This window comes from Streptomyces sp. Rer75 (genome assembly GCF_013414305.1).
Taxonomy (GTDB): Bacteria; Actinomycetota; Actinomycetes; order Streptomycetales; family Streptomycetaceae; genus Streptomyces; species Streptomyces himastatinicus.
On sequence record NZ_CP058693.1, the window covers coordinates 9,681,878 to 9,703,613 of the forward strand.

3 protein-coding genes are annotated in these 21,736 nt (G+C 71.2%); all 3 read right to left on the reverse strand.

What is annotated here, in order from left to right; all coding sequences use genetic code 11:
• Positions 1-13: 13 nt before the first annotated feature.
• From HYQ63_RS40895 to HYQ63_RS40905, 3 genes are read right to left on the reverse strand one after another with little or no spacing between them, the layout of a single operon-like run.
• Positions 14-6,619, reverse strand: a complete 6,606-nt coding sequence (locus tag HYQ63_RS40895) for a type I polyketide synthase (protein WP_179939096.1) — start codon at positions 6,617-6,619, stop codon at positions 14-16.
• A 47-nt stretch (positions 6,620-6,666) separates the two neighbouring features.
• Entirely contained in the window at positions 6,667-20,901 is a 14,235-nt protein-coding gene (locus HYQ63_RS40900) for a type I polyketide synthase (RefSeq protein WP_179939097.1), read from the reverse strand.
• Between the two features lie 43 nt (positions 20,902-20,944).
• Positions 20,945-21,538, reverse strand: coding sequence for a hypothetical protein (locus HYQ63_RS40905; RefSeq protein WP_257232482.1), 594 nt, complete (start codon positions 21,536-21,538; stop codon positions 20,945-20,947).
• Positions 21,539-21,736 lie beyond the last annotated feature (198 nt).

A 21,736-nucleotide genomic window follows, 5' to 3' on the forward strand; every position in this document is an offset into this window, starting at 1 on the left:
GAAGGCGGGAAGGTCAGCGGAGACTGTCGTCGAAGGGGGCGTTCAGTTCGCCGTCGAGCACGTGGAACAGCTCCTCGTCGGTGGCCGACTCCAGATCGTCCTCGGCGGGCTCCTCCCCGGCGTCGCCCTCCAGCGGCCCGTCCACCCTGCGCAGCAGCTCCCGCAGCCGCCCGGCGATCCGCGTCCGCTGCGTCGGGTCGTCGGCCACCGTGCCCAGGGCCGCGCCGATGGCGTCCAGATCGGCGAGAAGGGAGCCGGTTCGGGCGGCCCCGGCCGGGGTCAGCAGCTCGGCCAGGAGCCGGACGACCGCGGAGGGCGTGGGGTGGTCGAACACCAGAGTGGCGGGCAGCCGCAGCCCGGTGGCGGCACTGAGCCGGTTCCGCAGCTCGACCGCGGTCAGGGAGTCGAAGCCGAGTTCCCGGAAGTTCTGCGAGGGGTGGATGGACTCCGCCGCGTCGTGGCCCAGCACGGTCGCCGTATGGCCGCGCACCAGCCTGAGGAGCGCCTGCTGGCGGTCCTCCTCGGAGAGCGCCGCGAGCGACTGCGCCGGGTCCGCGGCGGACACCCCGGCCGCTTTGGCGGCGGCCGGCGACGTGCCGCCGCGCACGAGGGTGCGGAAGAGGGCCGGTGGTTCGGTGTCCCGGGCCTGGCGGCGCAGGGCGGCCAGATCCAGACGGATGGGCGCCAGCGTGGGCAGGCCACTGGCGAGGGCGATGTCGAGCAGCGCGAGCCCCTGCTCGGTCTCCAGCCCCACGATGCCCGCCCGCGCCAGCCGGGCCCGGTCGGCGTCGGTCATGTCCCCGGTCATCCCGGTCGCCTGCTCCCAATAGCCCCAGGCCAGGGAGGTCGCGGGCAGGCCCTGAGCATGGCGGTGCTGGGCCAGGGCGTCCAGGAAGGCGTTGGCGGCCGCATAGTTGCCCTGCCCCGCGGCGCCGAGCAGCCCGGCGGCGGCGGAGAACAGCACGAACGCCGAAAGCCCCAGGTTCCGGGTCAGCTCGTGCAGATTCCACGCCGCGTCCGCCTTCGCCCGCAGGACGTCATCGACCTGGGCGGGTGTCAGCGCCTCGATCGTGGCATCGCGCAGCAACCCGGCGGCATGGACCACCGCGGTGAGTCGATGGCGCTCGGGAAGGGACTCCAGCAGCTTGGCGAGGGCCGCCCGGTCCGCGGTGTCACACCCGGCCACGGTGACCTGCGCGCCCAGTTCACCCAGCTCCGCCGCCAGTTCGGGAGCCCCCGGCGCGTCCAGCCCCCGGCGGCTGACCAGCAGCAGCCTCCGTACGCCGTGGCGGGCCACCAGATGGCGGGCGGTGGCGGCCCCCAGGGTGCCGGTGCCACCGGTGATCAGGACGGTGCCCTCCGGGTCGAGGGGCTGGGGAATCGTCAGGACGATCTTGCCGATGTGGCGTGCCTGGCTGAAGTGGCGGAACGCCTCGGGAGCCCGGCGGATGTCCCACACCGTGGTGGGCAGGGGATCCAGTGTTCCGTCCTCGAACAGCGCCGACAGCTCGGCCAGCATCTGCTGGATACGGTCCGGACCGGCACCGCCGACGAGGTCGAACGCACGGTAGACGACCCCGGCGTGCTCGGCGCCGACCTGGGCGGGGTCACGGATGTCGGTCCTGGCCATGTCGATGAAGCGACCGCCGGGCGCCAGCAGGCGCAGCGAGGCGTCCACGAAGTCACCCGCCAGCGCATTGAGCACCACGTCGACGGACCCGGCGACCTCGCGGACACGGTCCTCGAAGTCGAGCGCGCGGGAGGAGGCGATGTGGCGGTCGTCGAAACCACGGGCCCGCAGCGCATGCCACTTGCCGGGGCTCGCGGTGGCGTACACCTCGGCTCCCCAGTGCCGGGCCAGCTGCACGGCCGCCAGCCCGACCCCGCCCGTGGCCGCGTGCAGCAACAGCTTCTCCCCGGAGCGCAGTCCCGCGAGATCGGCCAGCCCGTAGTACGCGGTGAGGAAGGCCGACGGGATGGTCGCCGCCTGCGCGTACGACCAGCCGTCCGGCATCTGCGTGATGAGCCGGCTGTCGGTGACGACCAGCGGCCCGGTGCCGTTGAACAGGCCCATCACCCGGTCACCCACGGCGAACCGGCCGGTGTCCGGGCCCACTTCGACCACCACGCCCGCGCCGTCGCCACCGAGCGGCCGGGGGTCCTCCACCATGCCCAGCGCCACCACGACGTCATGGAAGTTCACCCCGCCCGCGTGCAGCGCCACCCGCACCTCGCCGGGGCCCAGCGGGCGTGTGTTGTCCGGGCAGTCGACCAGGGCGAGATGATCCAGACTGCCGTGTCCGGTGAGGCCCAGCCGCCACGCCGCCGGGCCATCGGGCGGGGTGAGCCGCCTGGCGGCGTCGTCATGGGCGAGCCGCGCCACGTACGCCTGCCCGGCGCGGAGCGCGATCTGCGGCTCGCCCGAGTCGACCGCGCCCGCCACCGCCCGCGGCGAAAGATCATGCTCATCCAGGTCGAGCAGCAGCACCCGGCCGGGGTTCTCCGACTGGGCGCTGCGCACCAGACCCCAGGCGGCGGAGGCGGGCAGGTCATGGATGTCGTCATGGCCGTGGGTAGCCACCGCGCGCCGTGTGACGACGGCCAGCCGGGAGCCGGTGAACTCGGGTGCGACGAGGAAGTCCTGGAGCAGCGAGAGCACGTCCGTGCCGATGCGATGCGTGTGCTCGACCGGATCGGCGTCCGGGGGAGTGGTGACGATGGCGAACACGACGTCGGGCGCCGGCGCGCCATCCGCCACGGCCGCCCGGACGGCATCGAGCCCGGGATGACGAGCGGCGTCGGGCAGGGCGGCGACCAGCGGTTCCGCGGCGGCCCCGAGGACGGCCGTACGGAGCGCCGGGCCACCCTCGGTCCCGCCCTCGGGCAGGGGCATCGGCGCCCAGCTGAGTTGGAACAGCGCGTTGCGGCTCGCGGACCGGGCCCGGCCCAGCCGGGCGTCTTCCGGCACGGGCCGCAGGATCAGATCGTCCACGGTCACCACCGGTGCGCCGACCGGATCGCAGACCTGGAGAGCCAGCCGGTCCGCCGCGGTGGGGGTGATGCGCACCCGCAGGGCGTCGGCACCGGTGGCACACAGCCGCAGACCGGTCCAGGCGAAGGGGAGCAGGACCCGCTGCGCCTCCTCGGAATCGGGGGCGACGTCGAGGGCGCGGGTGTGGAGGGCGGCGTCGAGCAGTGCCGGGTGGATGCCGTACCCGGTGGCGGAGGCGCGTTCGCCCTCGGGCAGCGCCACTTCGGCGTACAGGTGGTCGTCCAGCCGCCATGCGGCGGTGAGCCCCTGGAACGACGGGCCGTAGGCGTAGCCGTGGTCGGCGAGCCGGGCGTAGAAGTCCCGTACGGGCAGCGGTGTGGCGCCCGGCGGCGGCCACGCGCCGTCGAGCGCGAGGGGCGTGACCGCGGTTGAGGGAGCGAGCGCACCGGTGGCGTGCCGCGTCCACGCCGTGTCACCGCTCTCGGCGGCGGGACGGGAGTGGATGGTGAGGGAGCGCTCACCGCCGGGGCCGGGGGCGCCGACGACGACCTGGACATCCACCGCCTCGCCGTCCGGCACGACCAGGGGCGCGGCCAGCGTCAGCTCGGACACCTGGTCACAGCCGGTCCGGGCGGCGGCGTGCAGGGCGAGTTCGGCGAAGGCGGTCCCGGGCAGCAGCACGGTGTCCAGCACCCGGTGGTCGTTCAGCCAGGGGTGGGTCTGCGGGGACAGCCGCCCCGTCAGCAGATGCGTGCCACCCTCGGCCACCTCCACGGCGGCGCCGAGCAGCGGATGCCCGGCGGACATCAGCCCCAGTTCGGCGGGATCGCCACTCGGCCCGCCACGGCGGTCGAGCCAGTAGCGCTCGCGTTGGAAGGCGTACGTCGGCAGGTCGATGACGCGGGGCGCCGGATCGGTGGGGAACCGGCGGGACCAGTCCACCTCGATCCCCGCCGTGAAGGCCTGGGCGATCGCGCGGATCAGCTGGGCGTGGCCACCATGGTCGCGGCGCAGGGTGGGGACGGTGGCGGCCTGGACGCCCGCTTCCTCGAACGTCTCCTGCATGCCGACGGTGAGTACGGGGTGGGTGCTGGCCTCGATGAACACGCGGTGGCCGTCGTCCAGCAGGGCCCGCACGGCATCGGCGAAGCGCACCCGCTCGCGCAGGTTCGTCACCCAGTACGCGGTGTCCAGACCGCTCGTATCGATCCGGCCGCCGGTGACGGTGGAGTAGAACGCCGCCTCTGCCTGGGCCGGTTCGATACCTGCCAGGAGGGTGGTCAGTTCGTCGGCGATTTCGTCGATCTGGGGGCCGTGGGAGGCGTAGTCGACGTCGATGAGCCGGGCCCGGCCACCGGCCTCCTGGCATGCCGTGACCGCGTGAGTGACCTGGTCGGGGGGACCGGACACGACGACGGATCCGGGCCCGTTGACGGCGGCCACGCCGACCCGCTCGGCGTGCTCGCCCCAGCCGGTCAGGAAGCGTTCGGCCTGCTCCTGGCTCATGCCGAGGGACGCCATGGCGCCGCCGCCCGCGAGTTTGCGCAGTGCCTGGCTGCGGAGCGCGACGATTCGGGCGCCTTCGTCCAGCGACAGCGCACCGGCCACCACGGCGGCTGCGATCTCGCCTTGGCTGTGCCCGACGACGGCGGCCGGGGTGACGCCGTAGTCGTCCCACACGGCGGCCAGTGACACCATGACGGCCCACAGGACGGGCTGTACGACGTCGACGCGGCCGAGGTCGGCGGCGTCGGGGTGGCCGCGCAGGACGTCGGTGAGGGACCAGTCCACGTAGGGGGTCAGGGCGTGTTCGCACTCGGCGACGCGGGCGGCGAATACGGGGGAGTCGTCCAGCAGCGCGGCGCCCATTCCGGCCCACTGCGAACCCTGCCCGGGAAACACCAGCACCGGGCCCACCCCCGAGGCAGCGGTGGCCTGGGCGGACATCGCCCCCACCGGCTCGACCACGGCCGGGTGCGAGTCCCCGGCGGCCAGCGCCGTGAGCCCCGCCGTCAGCTCGTCGCGGCTCTCGCCCACGACCACCGCGCGGTGGTCGAACACCGACCGCGTGCTGATGAGCGACCAGCCCACCTCGGCGGGCGATACGTCCGCGTCGGCGGCCACCCGCTCGGCCAGCGCCCGCGCCTGCCCCCGTAACGCCTGAACGCTCCGCGCCGACACCACCCACGGCACCACACCGATGCCACCGGGGGCCGGTCGCGCCGCGGTGTCTTCCGCCTCCTCGGGGGCCTGCTCCAGGATCAGATGGGCGTTCGTCCCCGAGATGCCGAACGCGGACACTCCGGCCCTGCGCGGGCGTTCTTCCCGGGACCACCGGACGGGCTCGGTCAGCAGCCGTACGCCCCCCGAGGCCCAGTCCGCGTGCGGGGTCGGTTCGTCGATGTGCAGCGAGGCGGGCAGCAGCTCGTGCCGCATCGCCATCACCATCTTGATGACACTGGCCGCACCCGCGGCGGCCTGGGTGTGTCCCAGGTTCGACTTGATGGAGCCCAGCCACAACGGCCGGTCCTCCGCCCTCCCCTGCCCGTACGTGGCCAGCAGCGCCTGCGCCTCGATCGGGTCGCCCAGCGTCGTCCCCGTGCCATGTCCCTCCACCGCGTCCACCTCGGCGGTGGACAGGTGGGCGTTGGCGAGCGCCTGCCGGATCACCCGCTGCTGCGAGGGCCCGTTCGGCGCGGTCAGCCCGTTGCTCGCGCCGTCCTGGTTGACGGCCGAACCACGGATCACCGCCAGCACCCGGTGGTGGCGGCGCCGCGCCTCACCGAGGCGCTCCAGGACGACGAGCCCGGCGCCCTCGCCCCATCCGGTGCCGTCGGCCGCGGCGGCGAAGGGCTTGCACCGGCCGTCGGGGGCCATACCGCGCTGCCGGGAGAACTCGATGAACGCCCCCGGGGTGGCCATCACCGCAACGCCACCCGCCAGCGCCAGATCGCATTCGCCCTGGCGCAGCGCCTGACAGGCCAGATGAATGGCCACCAGCGACGACGAACACGCCGTGTCCACCGTGACCGCGGGCCCCTCCAGACCCAGTGAGTACGCCACCCGGCCCGACAGCACACTGCCGAGGTTTCCGGCCCCGACGTAGCCCTCCACCTCGCTGGTGATGTTCCCGATGACCGACAGATAGTCGTGCGAACCGATCCCGGCGAACACACCGGTGTTGCTGCCGCTCAAGGTGTCGCGACGGAACCCCGCCCGTTCGAACGCCTCCCACGCCGTTTCCAGGAGCAGCCGCTGCTGGGGGTCCATGGCCAGCGCCTCACGCGGGCTGATGTCGAAGAAGGCCGCGTCGAATGCGGTCGCGTCGTAACAGAATCCGCCCTGGTCCACATAGGACGTGCCGTATTGCTCGGGGTCCGGATCGAAGAGTTCGTCGAGTCCCCAGCCGCGGTCGGTCGGAAACGCGGAGACGGCGTCACCGCCCCGCGCCACCAGCTGCCAGAGTTCCTCGGGCGAGCGCACCCCGCCCGGATAGCGGCACGCCATTCCCACGATGGCGACCGGCTCCGGCTCGGCGGAATCGACCTCGCGCAGACGCTGGCGGGTCTGGCGCAATTCGGCCGTGACCCACTTGAGGTGATCGAGAAGCTTCTCTTCGTTGGACATCTAGCGCAAGCTCCTTGGCGCGGCGCGGCGGGTGGAGGGCATGGGGCTCACGACTTTCCGAACTCATCGGAAATGAGGTCGAAAATGTCTTCCGCTGTTGCTGTCTCAAGCTCGCTATGAGCCGTGGAACGGTCCGTTTCGTGTTCCGTATCGCTCCACTTGGCCAGCAGCAGCCGCAGTCGGCCGGTGATGCGGCGACGGGCCGCCTCGTCCACGGCGGACGGCTCCGACACCGAATCCCATGTGTCGAGGTCCGACAGCAGCCGCCCCTCGGAGGTCACATCCGTGTCGACAAGTCGCTCGCGCAGGTAGTCCGCCAGCTGGTTGGTCGTGGGGTGATCGAAGATGAGAGTGGGCGGCAGATCGATACCGGTGGTGGCGGTGAGCCGGTTACCGAATTCGACGGCGGTGAGGGAATCGAACCCCAGCTCCTGGAATGGCTGGGCGGGGGGAATGGCGTCCGTGCTGGGATAGCCGAGGATTGCGGCCGCGTGCGTTTGCAGGTGGTGGAGGAGGAGCTGATGCTGCTGGGCGGGTGTGCTGCCGGCCAGTTGTTGCTGGAGCGAGCTGATGGCCGCGGTCGAATCCGGGGTGTCGGCGCCGGACGACGGGGCGGGCATGAGGCGGGTGAGGAGCGGACTCGGCCGTTGCGCCGTAAAGCTCACGGGGAACTTTTCCCAGTCGATATCCGCGACGGTGACGGTGATGTCGTCGTGGTCGAGGGCGTGCTGAAGGGAGGCGACGGCGAGATCCGGGGCGAGCGGATTCATCCCGCGCCGGTTGTAGTAGTCGATGACGGCCTCGTCGGCGGCCATGCCCGCATCGCCCCAGGGCGCCCAGGCGATGCTGGTGGCGGGGAGCCCTTGGAGGCGGCGGTGTTCGGCGAGGGCGTCGAGGTAGGTGTTGGCGGCGGCGTAGGCGGCCTGTCGACTGCCGCCCCAGGAGGCCGCACCGGAGGAGAAGAGGACAAAGGCGCTGAGGTCGTGGTCCTTGGTCAGCTCATGGAGATGGGTGGCGGCGAGCGCCTTGGGCTGAAGGACCTCGTTGATGTGGGTGAGGTCGATCTCCGCGAGCGATGCGTTCTCCGCGATGCCCGCGGCGTGGATGACGGTGGTGAGGGGGCGGTCGGCGGGGATGGTGTGGATGAGGTGGTGGAGGGCGGTGCGGTCGGAGACGTCGCAGGCGGTGACGGTGACGGTGGTGCCGAGGTCGGTGAGTTCTTGGGTGAGTTCGGTGGCGCCGGGGGCGTCGGGTCCGGTGCGGCTGGTGAGGTGGAGGTGGGGTGCGCCGTTGCGGGCGAGCCAGCGTGCGAGGTGGGCGCCGAGTCCGCCGGTGCCGCCGGTGATGAGCGTGGTGCCGGTTGGCTGCCAGGGGACTGCCAGGGCGTCGGTGGCGGGCGCGTGCTCAAGACGGCGGCCCAGGACGGCCGAACGGATCGCCACCTGGTCCTCGGGCTGCCCGGCCGTGAGCAACCCGGCGATGCGGCCGGGAGTGCGGGCATCGATGGTGTCGGGCAGATCGATCAGGCCACCCCAGAGCTGGGGGTGTTCCAGTGCGGCAACCCGGCCGAACCCCCAGATCTGTGCCTGGTGCGGATGAGGGAGCGCATCAGAGGGGACGGCCGCCACGGCGCCCTGGGTGAGGCACCACAGGGCTGCGGGCCACCCGAGTTCATCGAGGGCCTGGACGAGGGCCATGGTCGCGGCCAGCCCCGCGGGAACGGCTTGGTGGTACGGGTGGTGGCTCTCCTCGAGGGCGAGGAGGCTCAGCACACCGACCGGTGCGGTACGTACGCCGACGGCACCCGCGAGCTGCTGGACGAGGGCCCCGCGATGGGCGGTGGCAGTGTCGACGGTGAGTGTCTCGCGCGCCGCACCGTGGGCATCGAGCGCCTGCGCGGCGGCCTGGACGACCGGGTGCTCGGCCAGGCCGGATGGGACGAGCAGCAGCCAGGTGCCGTTGAGGGCAGGGGTGGCGACCGCCTCGGGCAGGTGGTCCCATGCGATCCGATAGCGCCACGAGTCGATGGTGGAGTGCTCCCGGTGCCGTCGCCGCCAGGCCGAGAGAAGAGGGAGGGCGGGGAGCAGGGCATCGATGTCGGGGCTGTTCTTCTCCAGGCGCAGCGTGCTGGTGAGGGCGTCCACATCCTGCGCTTCGATGGCACCCCACAGCTGTGCCTCGGCCGGGTCACGCTGCGCGTCGCGGCCGTCGGGACGGCGAGTGGGCGGGGCGAGCCAGAATCGCTGGTGTTGGAAGGCGTAGGTGGGGAGTTCGACGGTGCGTGGGGCTGGGCTGGCGGGGTACCAGGGTGCCCAGTCGACGGTGGTCCCGGCGGTGTGGAGTCGTGCGAGGGCGTTGGCGAAGGCGTGGGTTTCGGGTTGTTTGTGGCTGAGGGTGGCTGCCACGACGGGGTTGGGTCGGTCGGTGTCTGTGGTGGTGTGGCTGAGTGTGTGCTGTGTTGCGGTGGCCAGGACCGGGTCCGGGCCCAGCTCCAGGAAGACGCCTGTCTCGGGGGCGATGTGGGTGATGGCGGGGTGGAAGTGGACGGGTTGGCGGATGTGTTGGGCCCAGTATTCGGGGGTGGTGATGCGCTCGTCGGCGGCTTCGCCGGTGAGGTTGCTCAGTAGCGGAACGGTGGGCTGGTGGTACGTCAGGTCCGTGATGGCCTGGGTGAAGGGCTCCAGGATGGGGTCCATCAGGGGGGAGTGGAAGGCGTGGCTGACGGTGAGCAGCCGCGTTTTACGGCCGCGTTCGGCCCAGGCCGTGCTGATCTGTGTGACAAGGGCGTCGGGGCCTGAGATGACGGTGTTGCCGGGTGTGTTCAGGGCGGCGATGGTCACGTGGCCGTCGTGTTCGGCGAGGTCTTCGGTGAGTTCGTCGGGTGTGGCGGCGATGGTGGCCATGCCGCCGCCTTCGGGGAGTCCGCCCATGAGGGTGGCGCGGGCGGCGACGAGTCGGCAGGCGTCGGGGAGGTCGAAGACGCCTGCGATATGGGCGGCGGCGACCTCCCCGATGGAGTGGCCGATGACGGCGTCCGGGGTGATGCCGGTGGAGGCCAGGAGCCGTGCGAGGGCGATGTGGAGGGCGAAGAGCCCGGCTTGGGCGTAGGTGGTGTGATCCAGCAGCTCCGCCTGCTCCGGCTCCCGGCTGAAGACGACGTGGCGGAGCGGCTGGTCCAAGTGGGGGTCGAGGAGGGTGCAGACCTCGTCGAAGGCTTCGGCGAAGACGGGGAACCGGTCATACAACGCCGCGCCCATGCCGGGACGTTGGCTGCCCTGACCGCTGAACAAGAACACCGTCTGGCCCGAGACGCTCGCAGCGGCTCCGGGATGTACCACGGCCGGGTGCGGCGCACCGGTGGCCAGGGCCTGCAACCCCTCCGCCATCTCATCCCGGTTTTCGCCAACGATGACGGCGCGGTGGTCGAAGAGCGAGCGGGACGTGAGCAGTGACCAGCCCACCTCCACCGGCGTCGCGTCGTCCTCGGCGCAGACGTGCTCGGCCAGGACCGACGCCTGCCCCCGCAGGGCCTCTGCGCTATGTGCGGACACCAGCCACGGCACGACACCGCCGACGGTGGGAACCGGCGTCACCGAATGGGGAGCTTGCTCCAGGATCAGATGGGCGTTGGTGCCGCTGATGCCGAACGACGACACGCCCACCCGGCGCGGCTGTTCACCCTCTGGCCATGGGACGGGCTCGGTGAGCAGCCGTACGTCACCCTCGGACCAGTTCACGTTGGGCGTCGGCTCGTCGATGTGCAGCGAGGCGGGCAGGAGCCCGTGTCGCATCGCCATCACCATCTTGATCACACCGGCGACGCCCGCGGCGGCCTGGGTGTGGCCGATGTTGGACTTGATGGAGCCGAGCCACAGTGGCCGATCGTGCGGCCGGTCTTGTCCGTACGTGGCCAGCAGCGCCTGGGCCTCGATCGGGTCGCCGAGCGTCGTCCCGGTGCCGTGCGCCTCGACGGCATCCACCTCGGAGGGCGTCAGGCGGGCGTTGGCGAGAGCCTGCCGGATGACTCGCTGCTGGGAGGGCCCGTTCGGCGCCGTCAGCCCGTTGCTCGTGCCGTCCTGGTTGACCGCCGAGCCCCGTACGAGCGCCAGTACCCGGTGGCCGTTGCGACGCGCGTCCGACAGCCGCTCCAGCAGGACGAGGCCCACGCCCTCGCCCCACACCATGCCGTCGGCGGCCGCGGCGAACGGCTTGCACCGGGCATCGGGGGCCAGACCGCGCTGGCGGGAGAACTCGACGAACGCGCCCGGGGTGGCCATCACGGTGACCCCGCCGGCCAGGGCGAGGGTGCATTCGCCCTGCCGTAGCGCCTGGGCGGCCAGATGCATGGCCACCAGCGACGACGAACAGGCCGTGTCGACCGTGACCGCGGGCCCTTCCAGGCCGAACGAGTAGGCCACCCGGCCGGACACCACGCTGCCGATGTTCCCCGTGGCGACGTAACCTTCGACATCGCTTGCCGTATCGCCGGTGAGCGACAGATAGTCCTGGGAGGTCACTCCGGCGAAGACGCCGGTGTTGCTGCCGCTCAGTGCGTCTCGGTCGAGTCCCGCGTTTTCGAAGGTCTCCCACGCGGTTTCGAGGAGCAGGCGCTGTTGGGGGTCCATGGCGAGCGCTTCGCGCGGGCTGATGCCGAAGAACGTCGCGTCGAACGCGGGCGCGTCATGGACAAAGCCACCCTCGCGGACATAACTCGTACCCGAGTGGTCAGGGTCGGGGTGGAAGAGCGCGTTGAGGTCCCAGTGCCGGTCGGTGGGCATCTCCGTGATGGCGTCGTGGTGTGCGACGACCAGGTCCCACAGATCCTTCGGATTCCGCGCGCCACCGGGATAGCGGCAGGCCATTCCGACGATCGCGATGGGCTCGGCGAGCGCGGCCGCGGTGGGCACGTGGGCGGCGACAGCCGTCTGCTGCCCTGTGATGTCGGCACACAGATGGGTCGCGAGGGCGTGCGGTGTGGGGTGGTCGAAGATGAGGGAGGGTGGGAGGTCGATGCCCGTGAGGGTGGCGAGCTGGTTACGGAGTTCGACGGCGGTGAGGGAGTCGAACCCCAGCTCCTGGAATGGCTGGGTGGGGGGAATGGCATCGGGCCCGGAGTGGCCCAGGATCGCGGCCGCCAGGGACCGGATCTGGTGGAGGAGCAGCTGATGCTGCTCGGCGGGGTTGCTGGAATCGAGCTGCTGGCGCAGCGGTGTGACGGCGGACGGAGCGTGGCGACCGTCCGCCGGGTGGACGGCGGGCCCGATGAGGTCGGAGAGCAACGGACTCGGCCGTTGTGCCGTAAAAGTGGCGGGGAACTTCTCCCAGTCGATGTCCGCGATGGTGACGGTCGTGTCGCGGTGGTTGACCGCGTGGTGGAGCGCCGCAACCGCGAGATCGGGGCTGAGCGGCGACAGCCCCCGCCGCCCGTAGAAGGAGAGCGCCGTCTCGTCGGCGGCCATGCCCGCATCGCTCCAGGGGCCCCAGGCGATGCTGGTGGCGGGGAGTCCCTGGCTACGGCGGTGTTCGGCGAGGGCGTCGAGGTAGGTGTTGGCGGCGGCGTAGGCGGCCTGTCGACTGCCGCCCCAGGAGGCCGCACCGGAGGAGAAGAGGACGAACGCGCTGAGGTCGAGTTCCCTCGTGAGTTCGTGCAGATGCGCGGCACCGAGGGCCTTGGACTCCAGCACATGCTGGAGGCGCTCCGGCGGGAGATCGGCGATCAGCTCGGTGTCGGAAGCACCGGCGGCGTGGATGACGGTGGTGAGGGGGTGGGTGGTGGGGATGGTGTGGATGAGGTGGTGGAGGGCGGTGCGGTCGGAGACGTCGCAGGCGGTGATGGTGACGGTGGTGCCGAGGTCGGTGAGTTCTTGGGTGAGTTCGGTGGCGCCGGGGGCGTCGGGTCCGGTGCGGCTGGTGAGGTGGAGGTGGGGTGCGCCGTTGCGGGCGAGCCAGCGTGCGAGGTGGGCGCCGAGTCCGCCGGTGCCGCCGGTGATGAGCGTCGTACCGGTCGGCTGCCACGGAAGGCGGTTCGCGGGCGGCAGGGGAGCGCGGCCGAGACGGCGTGCGTACGTGCCGGTGGTGCGGATCGCGGCCTGGTCCTCGGGCTGCCCGGGCGCGAGAAGCGCGGCGAGACGGTCGGCGGTGTGGTGATCGATGACGGTCGGAAGGTCGATCAGGCCACCCCAGCGACGTGAGTGTTCCAGCGCGGCCGCTCGGCCGAGGCCCCAGGTCTGCGCCTGGCGAGGGCTGGGGAGCGGATCGGCGGGATGGATGGCGACGGCACCCTGGGTGAGGCACCACAGGGGCGCGCCGACCTCGGCGTCACCGAGGGCCTGGACGAGGGCGGTGGTGGCGACGAGCCCGGCGGGAACCGCGGCGTAGGCGGGATGCGGCTCCTGGACGAGCGCGAGCAGGCTCACGATCCCGGTCGGCTCGTCGTCGACGGCGAGCCGGGTGAGTTCTTCCACCAATTCGCCGCGATGAACATCTCGGACGTCGAGAGCGTGGGGGAGGGGAGTGGCGCCGTGCGTGGTGAGCGCGTGTACGACGGTCGCCACGGCGGGGTGGTCGGCCCGGTCGGACGGGATGAGCACCAGCCAGGTACCCGAGAGGGCGGCGGGCGCGACGGGCGCGGGAAGCTGCTTCCAGGTGGTCCGATACCGCCACGAGTCGATGACCGCTTGCTCGCGATGCTGCCGCCGCCAGGCCGACAGCGTCGGCAGCACGGCGCTCAGCATGGGCTGTTGGTCGGCAGGGGAGTCGAGGGTTGCGGCGAGAGATTCCAGATCCTCGCGCTCGACGGCTTCCCAGAACGCCCGGTCGGCTTGCGCGGTCTCTGTGACGGCCGTGGCCCTCTCGGAGGAGGCGAGCCAGAAGTGCTGGCGTTGGAAGGCGTAGGTGGGGAGTTCGACGGTGCGAGGCGTCGGGACAGCGGGGTACCAGGGCGTCCAGTCGACGGTGGTCCCGGCGGTGTGGAGTCGTGCGAGGGCGGTGGCGAAGGCGTGGGTTTCGGGTTGTTTGCGGGTGAGGGTGGCCGTCACCAGGGGGTTGGGCCGGTCGGTGTTTGTGGTGGTGTGGCTGAGTGTGTGCTGTGTTGCGGTGGCCAGGACCGGGTTCGGGCCCAGCTCCAGGAAGACGCCTGTTTCGGGGGTGATGTGGGTGATGGCGGGGTGGAAGTGGACGGGTTGGCGGATGTGTTGGGCCCAGTATTCGGGGGTGGCGATGCGCTCGTCGGCGGGTTCCCCGGTGAGGTTGCTCAGCAGTGGAAGGGTGGGCCGGTGATACGTCAGATCCGCGATGGCCTGGGTGAACGGCTCCAGGATGGGGTCCATCAGCGGGGAGTGGAAGGCATGGCTGACGGCCAGGGCCTTGGTCTTGCGCCCCTTGGCGGCCCAGGCGGCGTCGATTGAGGCCACGCGGTCGGCGGGTCCGGAGATGACGGTGTTGCCGGGTGTGTTCAGGGCGGCGATGCCAACGTGGCCGTCGTGTTCGGCGAGGTCTTCGGCGAGTTCGTCGGGTGTGGCGGCGATGGTGGCCATGCCGCCGCCTTCGGGGAGTCCACCCATGAGGGTGGCGCGGGCGGCGACGAGTCGGCAGGCGTCGGGGAGGTCGAAGACGCCTGCGATATGGGCGGCGGCGACCTCCCCGATGGAGTGGCCGATCACGGCGTCCGGGTGGATGCCGGTGGAGGCCAGGAGCCGTGCGAGGGCGATGTGGAGGGCGAAGAGTCCGGCTTGGGCGTAGGTGGTGTGATCCAGCAGTCGCGCCTGCTCAGGATCCTGGTTGAAGACGACATCCCGGAGCGGCTGCTCCAAGTGGGGGTCGAGGAGGGTGCAGACCTCGTCGAAGGCTTCGGCGAAGACGGGGAACCGGTCATACAACGCCGCGCCCATGCCGGGACGTTGGCTGCCCTGACCGCTGAACAAGAACACCGTCTGGCCCGAGACGCTCGCAGCGCCTCCGGGACACACCACCGCCGGGTGCGGCGCACCGGTGGCCAGGGCCTGCAACCCCTCCGCCAGCTCCTCCCGGTTGTCGCCAACGATGACGGCGCGGTGGTCGAAGAGTGAGCGCGTCTTCAGCAGCGACCAGCCCACCTCCATCGGCGAAGTGTCGTCGTCCGACGTCACCCGGTCGAGCAGGGCCGCCGCCTGACCGCGCAGCGCCTCCGTACTCCGTGCCGACACCACCCATGGCAGGATTCCGCCCGCCTCGGTGACCGGTGGGGTGGCCTCCGGCGCGTCCGGGGCCTGCTCCACGATCACGTGGGCGTTGGTGCCGCTGATTCCGAAGGACGACACAGCCGCGCGGCGCGGCCGTTCGGCCTGTGGCCACCGGACGGGCTCGGTGAGCAGGCGTACCTCACCAGCTGTCCAGTCCACGTTCGGACTCGGCTCGTCGATGTGCAGCGAGGCGGGCAGGAGCCCGTGCCGCATCGCCATGACCATCTTGATCACACCGGCCACACCGGCGGCGGCCTGGGTGTGGCCGATGTTGGACTTGATGGAGCCGAGCCACAGCGGTCGCCCGTCCGGCCGGTCCTGTCCGTACGTGGCCAGCAGCGCCTGCGCCTCGATCGGGTCGCCCAGCGTCGTACCGGTGCCATGTCCCTCCACCACATCGACCTCGGCGGGCGAGAGACGGGCGTTGGCGAGTGCCTGGCCGATGACTCGTTGCTGGGAGGGCCCGTTCGGCGCCGTCAGGCCGTTGCTGGTGCCGTCCTGGTTGACTGCCGAGCCCCGTACGAGCGCCAGTACCCGGTGGCCGTTGCGCCGGGCGTCCGACAGCCGCTCCAGCAGCAGAAGTCCGGCTCCTTCGCCCCAGCCCGTGCCATCGGCCGCCGAGGCGAAGGGCTTGCAGCGCCCGTCGGCCGCCAGACCGCGCTGACGGGAGAACTCGATGAAGGTGGTCGGCGTGGCCATCACGGTGACCCCGCCGGCCAGGGCGATGGTGCATTCGCCCTGCCGTAGCGCCTGGGCGGCCAGATGCATGGCCACCAGCGACGACGAGCACGCCGTGTCCACCGTCACCGCCGGTCCCTCCAGACCGAAGGTGTACGCCACCCGCCCCGACATCACGCTCGGGGTGCCGCCCGCGAGGAGATAGCCCTCGACCTCCTGGGCCGACGAGCTTCCGACCGCGCCGTACCCCTGATAGGTGCCACCCGCGAAGACACCGGTGTTGCTGCCGCTGAGCGTGTCACGGTCGAGTCCGGCGCTTTCGAAGGTCTCCCATGCGGTTTCGAGGAGCAGCCGCTGTTGGGGGTCCATGGCGAGCGCTTCGCGCGGGCTGATGCCGAAGAACGCGGCGTCGAACGCGGCCGCGTCGTACAGGAAGCCGCCCTCCCGCGCATAGCTGGTGCCCAGGCGCTCCGGATCGGGATCGAAGAGCGTGTCCAGGTCCCAGTGCCGGTCGGTGGGCATCGCCGCGACGGCGTCCCGGCCCTCGGCGACCAGCTTCCACAGCTCCTCCGGGGAGCGCACTCCGCCGGGGTAGCGGCAGGCCATGCCGATGATCGCGATGGGCTCGTCATCAGCGGCTACGGAGGACGTATAAGTGGCGGCAGTGGCCTTCTGACCGGTGAGTTCGGCGCGCACATACGTGGCGAGCGCGCTCGGCGTGGGATGGTCGAAGACGAGGGCGGGGGCGAGGTCCAGACCGGTGGTGGCGACGAGCTGATTGCGCAGCTCGACGGCGGTGAGCGAGTCGAAGCCAAGTTCCTGGAAGGGTTGCGTGGGCGGAACCGCGTCGAGACCCGCATGGCCGAGGACGGTGGCGGCGAGGGACTGGATGTGGCGCACCAGGAGCTGCTGCTGTTGGTCCGACGTGGCGGCGGCGAGCTGCTGCCGCAGCGGAGTCACCGCGGCGGAAGGCGCGGCGGGGGCGGTGGTGTCCTCCGCGGTACGCGCCATCAGGGGGGTGAGGAATGGACTCGGGCGCTGCGCGGTGAAGGCGCTGGAGAACCTCTCCCAGTCGACATCGGCCACCGTGACGGTGGTGTCGTCGTGCGTCAGGGCGTGGTGCAGGGACTTGATGGCCAGATCGGTGGTCAGCGGGGAGAGCCCGCGCCGCTTGAGATGAGCGAGCGTGTTCTCGTCGGCGGCCATGCCCGCCTCGCTCCACGGGCCCCAGGCGATGCTGGTGGCGGGGAGTCCATGGACCCGGCGGTGTTCGGCGAGGGCGTCGAGGTACGCGTTCGCCGCGGCGTAGGCGGCCTGCTGCCCGCTGCCCCAGGTCGCGGCGTTCGACGAGAAGAGCACGAAGGCGTCGAGCCCCAGGTCCCGGGTGATCTCATGCAGATGCGTGGCGGCCAGCGCCTTCGAGTGCAGCACGTACTGCAACCGTTCCGGCTCCAGCTCGGCGATCGGGCCGAGGTCCATGGTTCCGGCGGTGTGGATGACGGTGGTCAGGGGGTGTTCGGCGGGAATGTAGTCGATGAGGTGTTGCAGCGCGGCGCGGTTCGAGACGTCGCACGCGGAGATGGTGACCGAGGCACCCAGAGCGACGAGTTCTTCGCTGAGCTGGTCAGCCCCCGGCGCGTCGGGGCCGGAGCGGCTGATGAGATGGAGATGAGGTGCGCCCTCGCGGGCCAGCCAGCGTGCGATGTGGGCGCCGAGCCCGCCGGTGCCGCCGGTGATGAGCGTCGTACCGGTCGGCCGCCAGGGAGCGGGGTTCGCGGACGATGCGGGAGCGGCGTGGCCGAGGCGGCGGGCGTAGGTGCCGGTGGTGCGGATCGCGGCCTGGTCCTCGGGCTGTCCGGGGACCAGCAGGGCGGCGAGTCGACCGGCGGTGTGGTGGGTCACGGTGGCGGGCATATCGATGAGCCCACCCCACCGTTGCGGGTGCTCGAGGGCGGCAACCCGGCCCAGCCCCCAGACCTGGGCCTGGTCCGGGTGGGGGAGCGGATCCGTACGGCTGGTGGCGACCGCGCCCTGTGTGAGGCACCACAGGGGAGCGGTGATATCGGTGTCGCCGAGCGCCTGGAGCAGTGTGACGGTGCCGATGAGTCCGACGGGGACGGCGGAGTGTTCGGTGTGTGCCGCGGTGTCGAGGGCGAGCAGGCTGAGCACACCCGAGATCGGCTCATCCTCGGCCCACTGGGTCAGCTGCTCGGAGAGGGCATCGCGCCGCAGGCCCTCGGCAGGGAGCGTGTGGACGGATGCGGCGGCACCGTGGGACTGAAGCGCCTGGACGACGGTCCGGACCGCGGAGTGGTCCTCCTGGCCGACGGGCACGACCACGAGCCAGGTGCCGTCCAGGGACGCGGCGGTGGCGTCGGGCAGTTGCTGCCAGGTGGTCCGGTAGCGCCAGGAGTCGATGACCGCCCGCTCGCGGTGCTGCCGCCGCCAAGCCGACAGGACGGGGAGCGCGGGCAGGAGCGCGTCGATGCCGGGGCTGTTCTTCTCCAGCTGGAGCGTGCTGGTGAGGGCGTCGACGTCCAGCTCTTCGATGGCGTGCCACAGCTGTGCCTCGGCCGGGTCCGCCCCCGCACTGGCGCCGCTGGTACGGGCATCGGGTGGGGCGAGCCAGAACCGCTGGTGCTGGAAGGCATACGTCGGCAACGTGACAAGCCGCGGCGCCGGGTCGGTGGGGAACCAAGGAGCCCAGTCGACGTCGACCCCGGCGGTCTGGAGCCGTGCCAAGGCGGTGGCGAACGCCCGGACTTCGGGTTGCTTGCGGGTGAGGGTGGCCGTGAGGAGAGGGGTGGTGGGGTGCTCAGTGTGATGGAGGGTGTGTTGGACGGCCGTGGTCAGGACGGGGTCCGGGCCGAGTTCGAGGTACGTACCGGTGTCGGGTGCGGTGTGGGTGATGGCGGGGTGGAAGTGGACGGGCTGACGGATGTGCTGGGCCCAGTACGCAGGAGTGGCGATCTCCTCATCGGCGGGTTGTCCGGTGAGGTTGCTGATGAGGGGGATGGTGGGTGGGTGGTAGGTCAGGTCGCTGATGGCCTGGGTGAAGGGTTCGAGGATGGGGTCCATCAGCGGGGAGTGGAAGGCGTGGCTGACGGTGAGCAGCCGCGTTTTACGGCCGCGTTCGGCCCAGGCCGTGCTGATCTGTGTGACAAGGGCGTCGGGGCCTGAGATGACGGTGTTGCCGGGTGTGTTCAGGGCGGCGATGGTCACGTGGCCGTCGTGTTCGGCGAGGTCTTCGGTGAGTTCGTCGGGTGTGGCGGCGATGGTGGCCATGCCGCCGCCTTCGGGGAGTCCGCCCATGAGGGTGGCGCGGGCGGCGACGAGTCGGCAGGCGTCGGGGAGGTCGAAGACGCCTGCGATATGGGCGGCGGCGACCTCCCCGATGGAGTGGCCGATGACGGCGTCCGGGGTGATGCCGGTGGAGGCCAGGAGCCGTGCGAGGGCGATGTGGAGGGCGAAGAGTCCGGCTTGGGCGTAGGTGGTGTGGTCCAGCAGTCGCGCCTGCTCAGGATCCTGGTTGAAGACGACATCCCGGAGCGGCTGCTCCAAGTGGGGGTCGAGGAGGGTGCAGACCTCGTCGAAGGCTTCGGCGAAGACGGGGAAGCGGTCGTACAGTTCCGCGCCCATGCCGGGACGTTGGCTGCCCTGACCGCTGAACAAGAACACCGTCTGGCCCGAGACGCTTGCAGCGGCTCCGGGATGTACTACGGCCGGGTGCGGCGCACCGGTGGCCAGGCCCTGCAAGCCCGCCGCCAGTTCCTCCCGGTTTTCGCCGATGACGACGGCGCGGTGGTCGAAGAGCGAGCGGGACGTGAGCAGTGACCAGCCCACCTCGACCGGAGAGGTGTCGTCGTCCGTCGTCACCCGGTCGAGCAGGGCCGTCGCCTGGCCGCGCAGCGCCTCCGTACTCCGTGCCGACACCACCCACGGCACCACCCCGCCGACTCCGCCCGCCTCGGCGACCGGTGGGGTGGCTTCCGGCGCGTCCGGTGCCTGCTCCAGGATCAGATGCGCGTTCGTACCCGAGATGCCGAACGAGGACACGCCCGCCCGGCGTGGATGCTCACCCCGCGGCCACTCGGCCGCCTCGGTCAGCAGTCGCAGCTGCCCCGCGCTCCAGTCCACGTGCGGGGTCGGCTCGTCGATGTGCAGCGAGGCGGGCAGGAGCCCGTGCCGCATCGCCATCACCATCTTGATCACACCCGCGGCACCCGCCGCCATCTGGGCGTGCCCGATGTTGGACTTGATGGAGCCGAGCCACAGCGGACGGCCCTCCGGGCGCTCCTGTCCGTACGTGGCGAGCAGCGCCTGGGCCTCGATCGGGTCGCCGAGCGTCGTCCCGGTGCCGTGCGCCTCGACGGCGTCCACTTCGGACGGTGTCAGGCGGGCGTTGGCGAGGGCCTGACGGATCACCCGCTGTTGCGACGGCCCGTTCGGCGCCGTCAGACCGTTGCTGGCACCGTCCTGGTTGACCGCCGTACCCCGGATCACCGCCAGCACCCGGTGGCCGTTGCGCCGGGCGTCCGACAGCCGCTCCAGCAGCAGGACGCCGACGCCCTCGGACAGGGTCATGCCGTCGCTGCTCGCCGAGAACGCCTTGGACCTGCCGTCCGGGGCGAGCCCCCGCAGATCGCTGAAACCGATGAAGGGAGCCGTCGAGGACATCACGGCGACTCCGCCGGCGAGCGCCAGATCGCATTCGCCCTGCCGGATCGCCTGGCAGGCGAGGTGCATGGCGACCAGCGCCGAGGAGCACGCGGTGTCCACCGTGACCGCGGCCCCCTCCAGGCCCAGGGTGTAGGCGACCCGGCCGGACACCACGCTCGCGGAGCTGCCGATGGTGAAGTACCCGGCGGAGCCCTCGGGCACCTGGGAGGCGTCCGTGCAGTAGTCGAGGTGGTCGCAGCCGATGAAGGTGCCGGTCGGGCTGGACCGCAGCGATTCCGGATCGATGCCCGCGTGCTCGATGGCCTCCCACGACGCCTCCAGGGCGAGCCGCTGCTGCGGTGCCATGCCCAGGGCCTCGCGCGGGCTGATGCCGAAGAACGCGGCGTCGAATCCCGCGGGGTCGTCGAGGAAACCGCCCTCGCGGCAGTAGCTGGTTCCCGGGTGCTCCGGGTCGGGGTGGAAGAGGCCGTCCAGGTCCCAGTTGCGGTCCGTGGGCAGTTCCGTGATGGCGTCGCGCTCGGCGGCGACCAGCTCCCACAGCTCCTCCGGGGAGCGCACTCCGCCGGGGAACCGGCACGCCATTCCCACGATGGCGACCGGTTCGTGCCCGGCCGACTCGACATCCTTCAGGCGGCGTTGTGTCTGACGCAGATCCGCCGTCACACGCTTCAGATAGTCGAGAAGCTTCTCTTCATTGCTCGCCATTTGTCGGTGCACCCACTTCCACCCGCTGACCTCGGCAAAACCGCTATGGGCGACGGCAGTCGTAACTGCCGCGCAAGGTACTTCCGTCGGGGAAGGTGAAACTTGTGGCGTCCTTGAAATGTCCTGGACCGAGCACCTGATAGTCGTCCACCACGTCCATCTTCACGCCCTCGGTCTCTCCGGTGGCGCTGGGCGTGACCACCTGGCTGAGCGGCCCCTTGAACACCAGGTGGCCGTTTTTCCAGCCGGGCGAGGAGTAGTTCGCGGAGGATCCCCAGTTGTCGTGGTACTGGACGATGAACTTTCTGCCCACGGGATCCCAGCCGAATGTCGACCGGCCGACCACATGGCCGGGTTCCATGGTCGCGTCGGTGTAGTAGTAATGCCCGCCCATGGCTCGCTTCGTGGTCAGGTACATCACCGTCGCCTTACTGCCCGGCGGGGGTGTGTAGTCGCACTTGTAGGTCCCGAGGAGGAAATCCAGCGCGCGTATCTGGGGCGGTGCGGGCAGCGGGTTCGCGGGAGTGGCGCGCGACGGCTTGCCCCGCGTCTCCGGTTCGGCGTTCACCGGAGTGACTGCGAACGCCACGAGACCCACGGCGACAAGGCCCGTGTGCACTGCCTTCCGGGTACGCATACGCAACTCCCATCGGTAAGGGGGCTGATCGGGCGCTGACCTGCGGCTGAGTCACCCGGCAAGCCCCGGAGCGGATACGGCGACCATCATTTGTGCCGTCCCTAAAGGTGCTCTAACGCGTGGCTTGCCCGCGGTACGTGGCGGCGGCCCGGTCGCCGCGCCCCATTAGCCCAGCTTTAGACCGGCCGCCGAGCATGA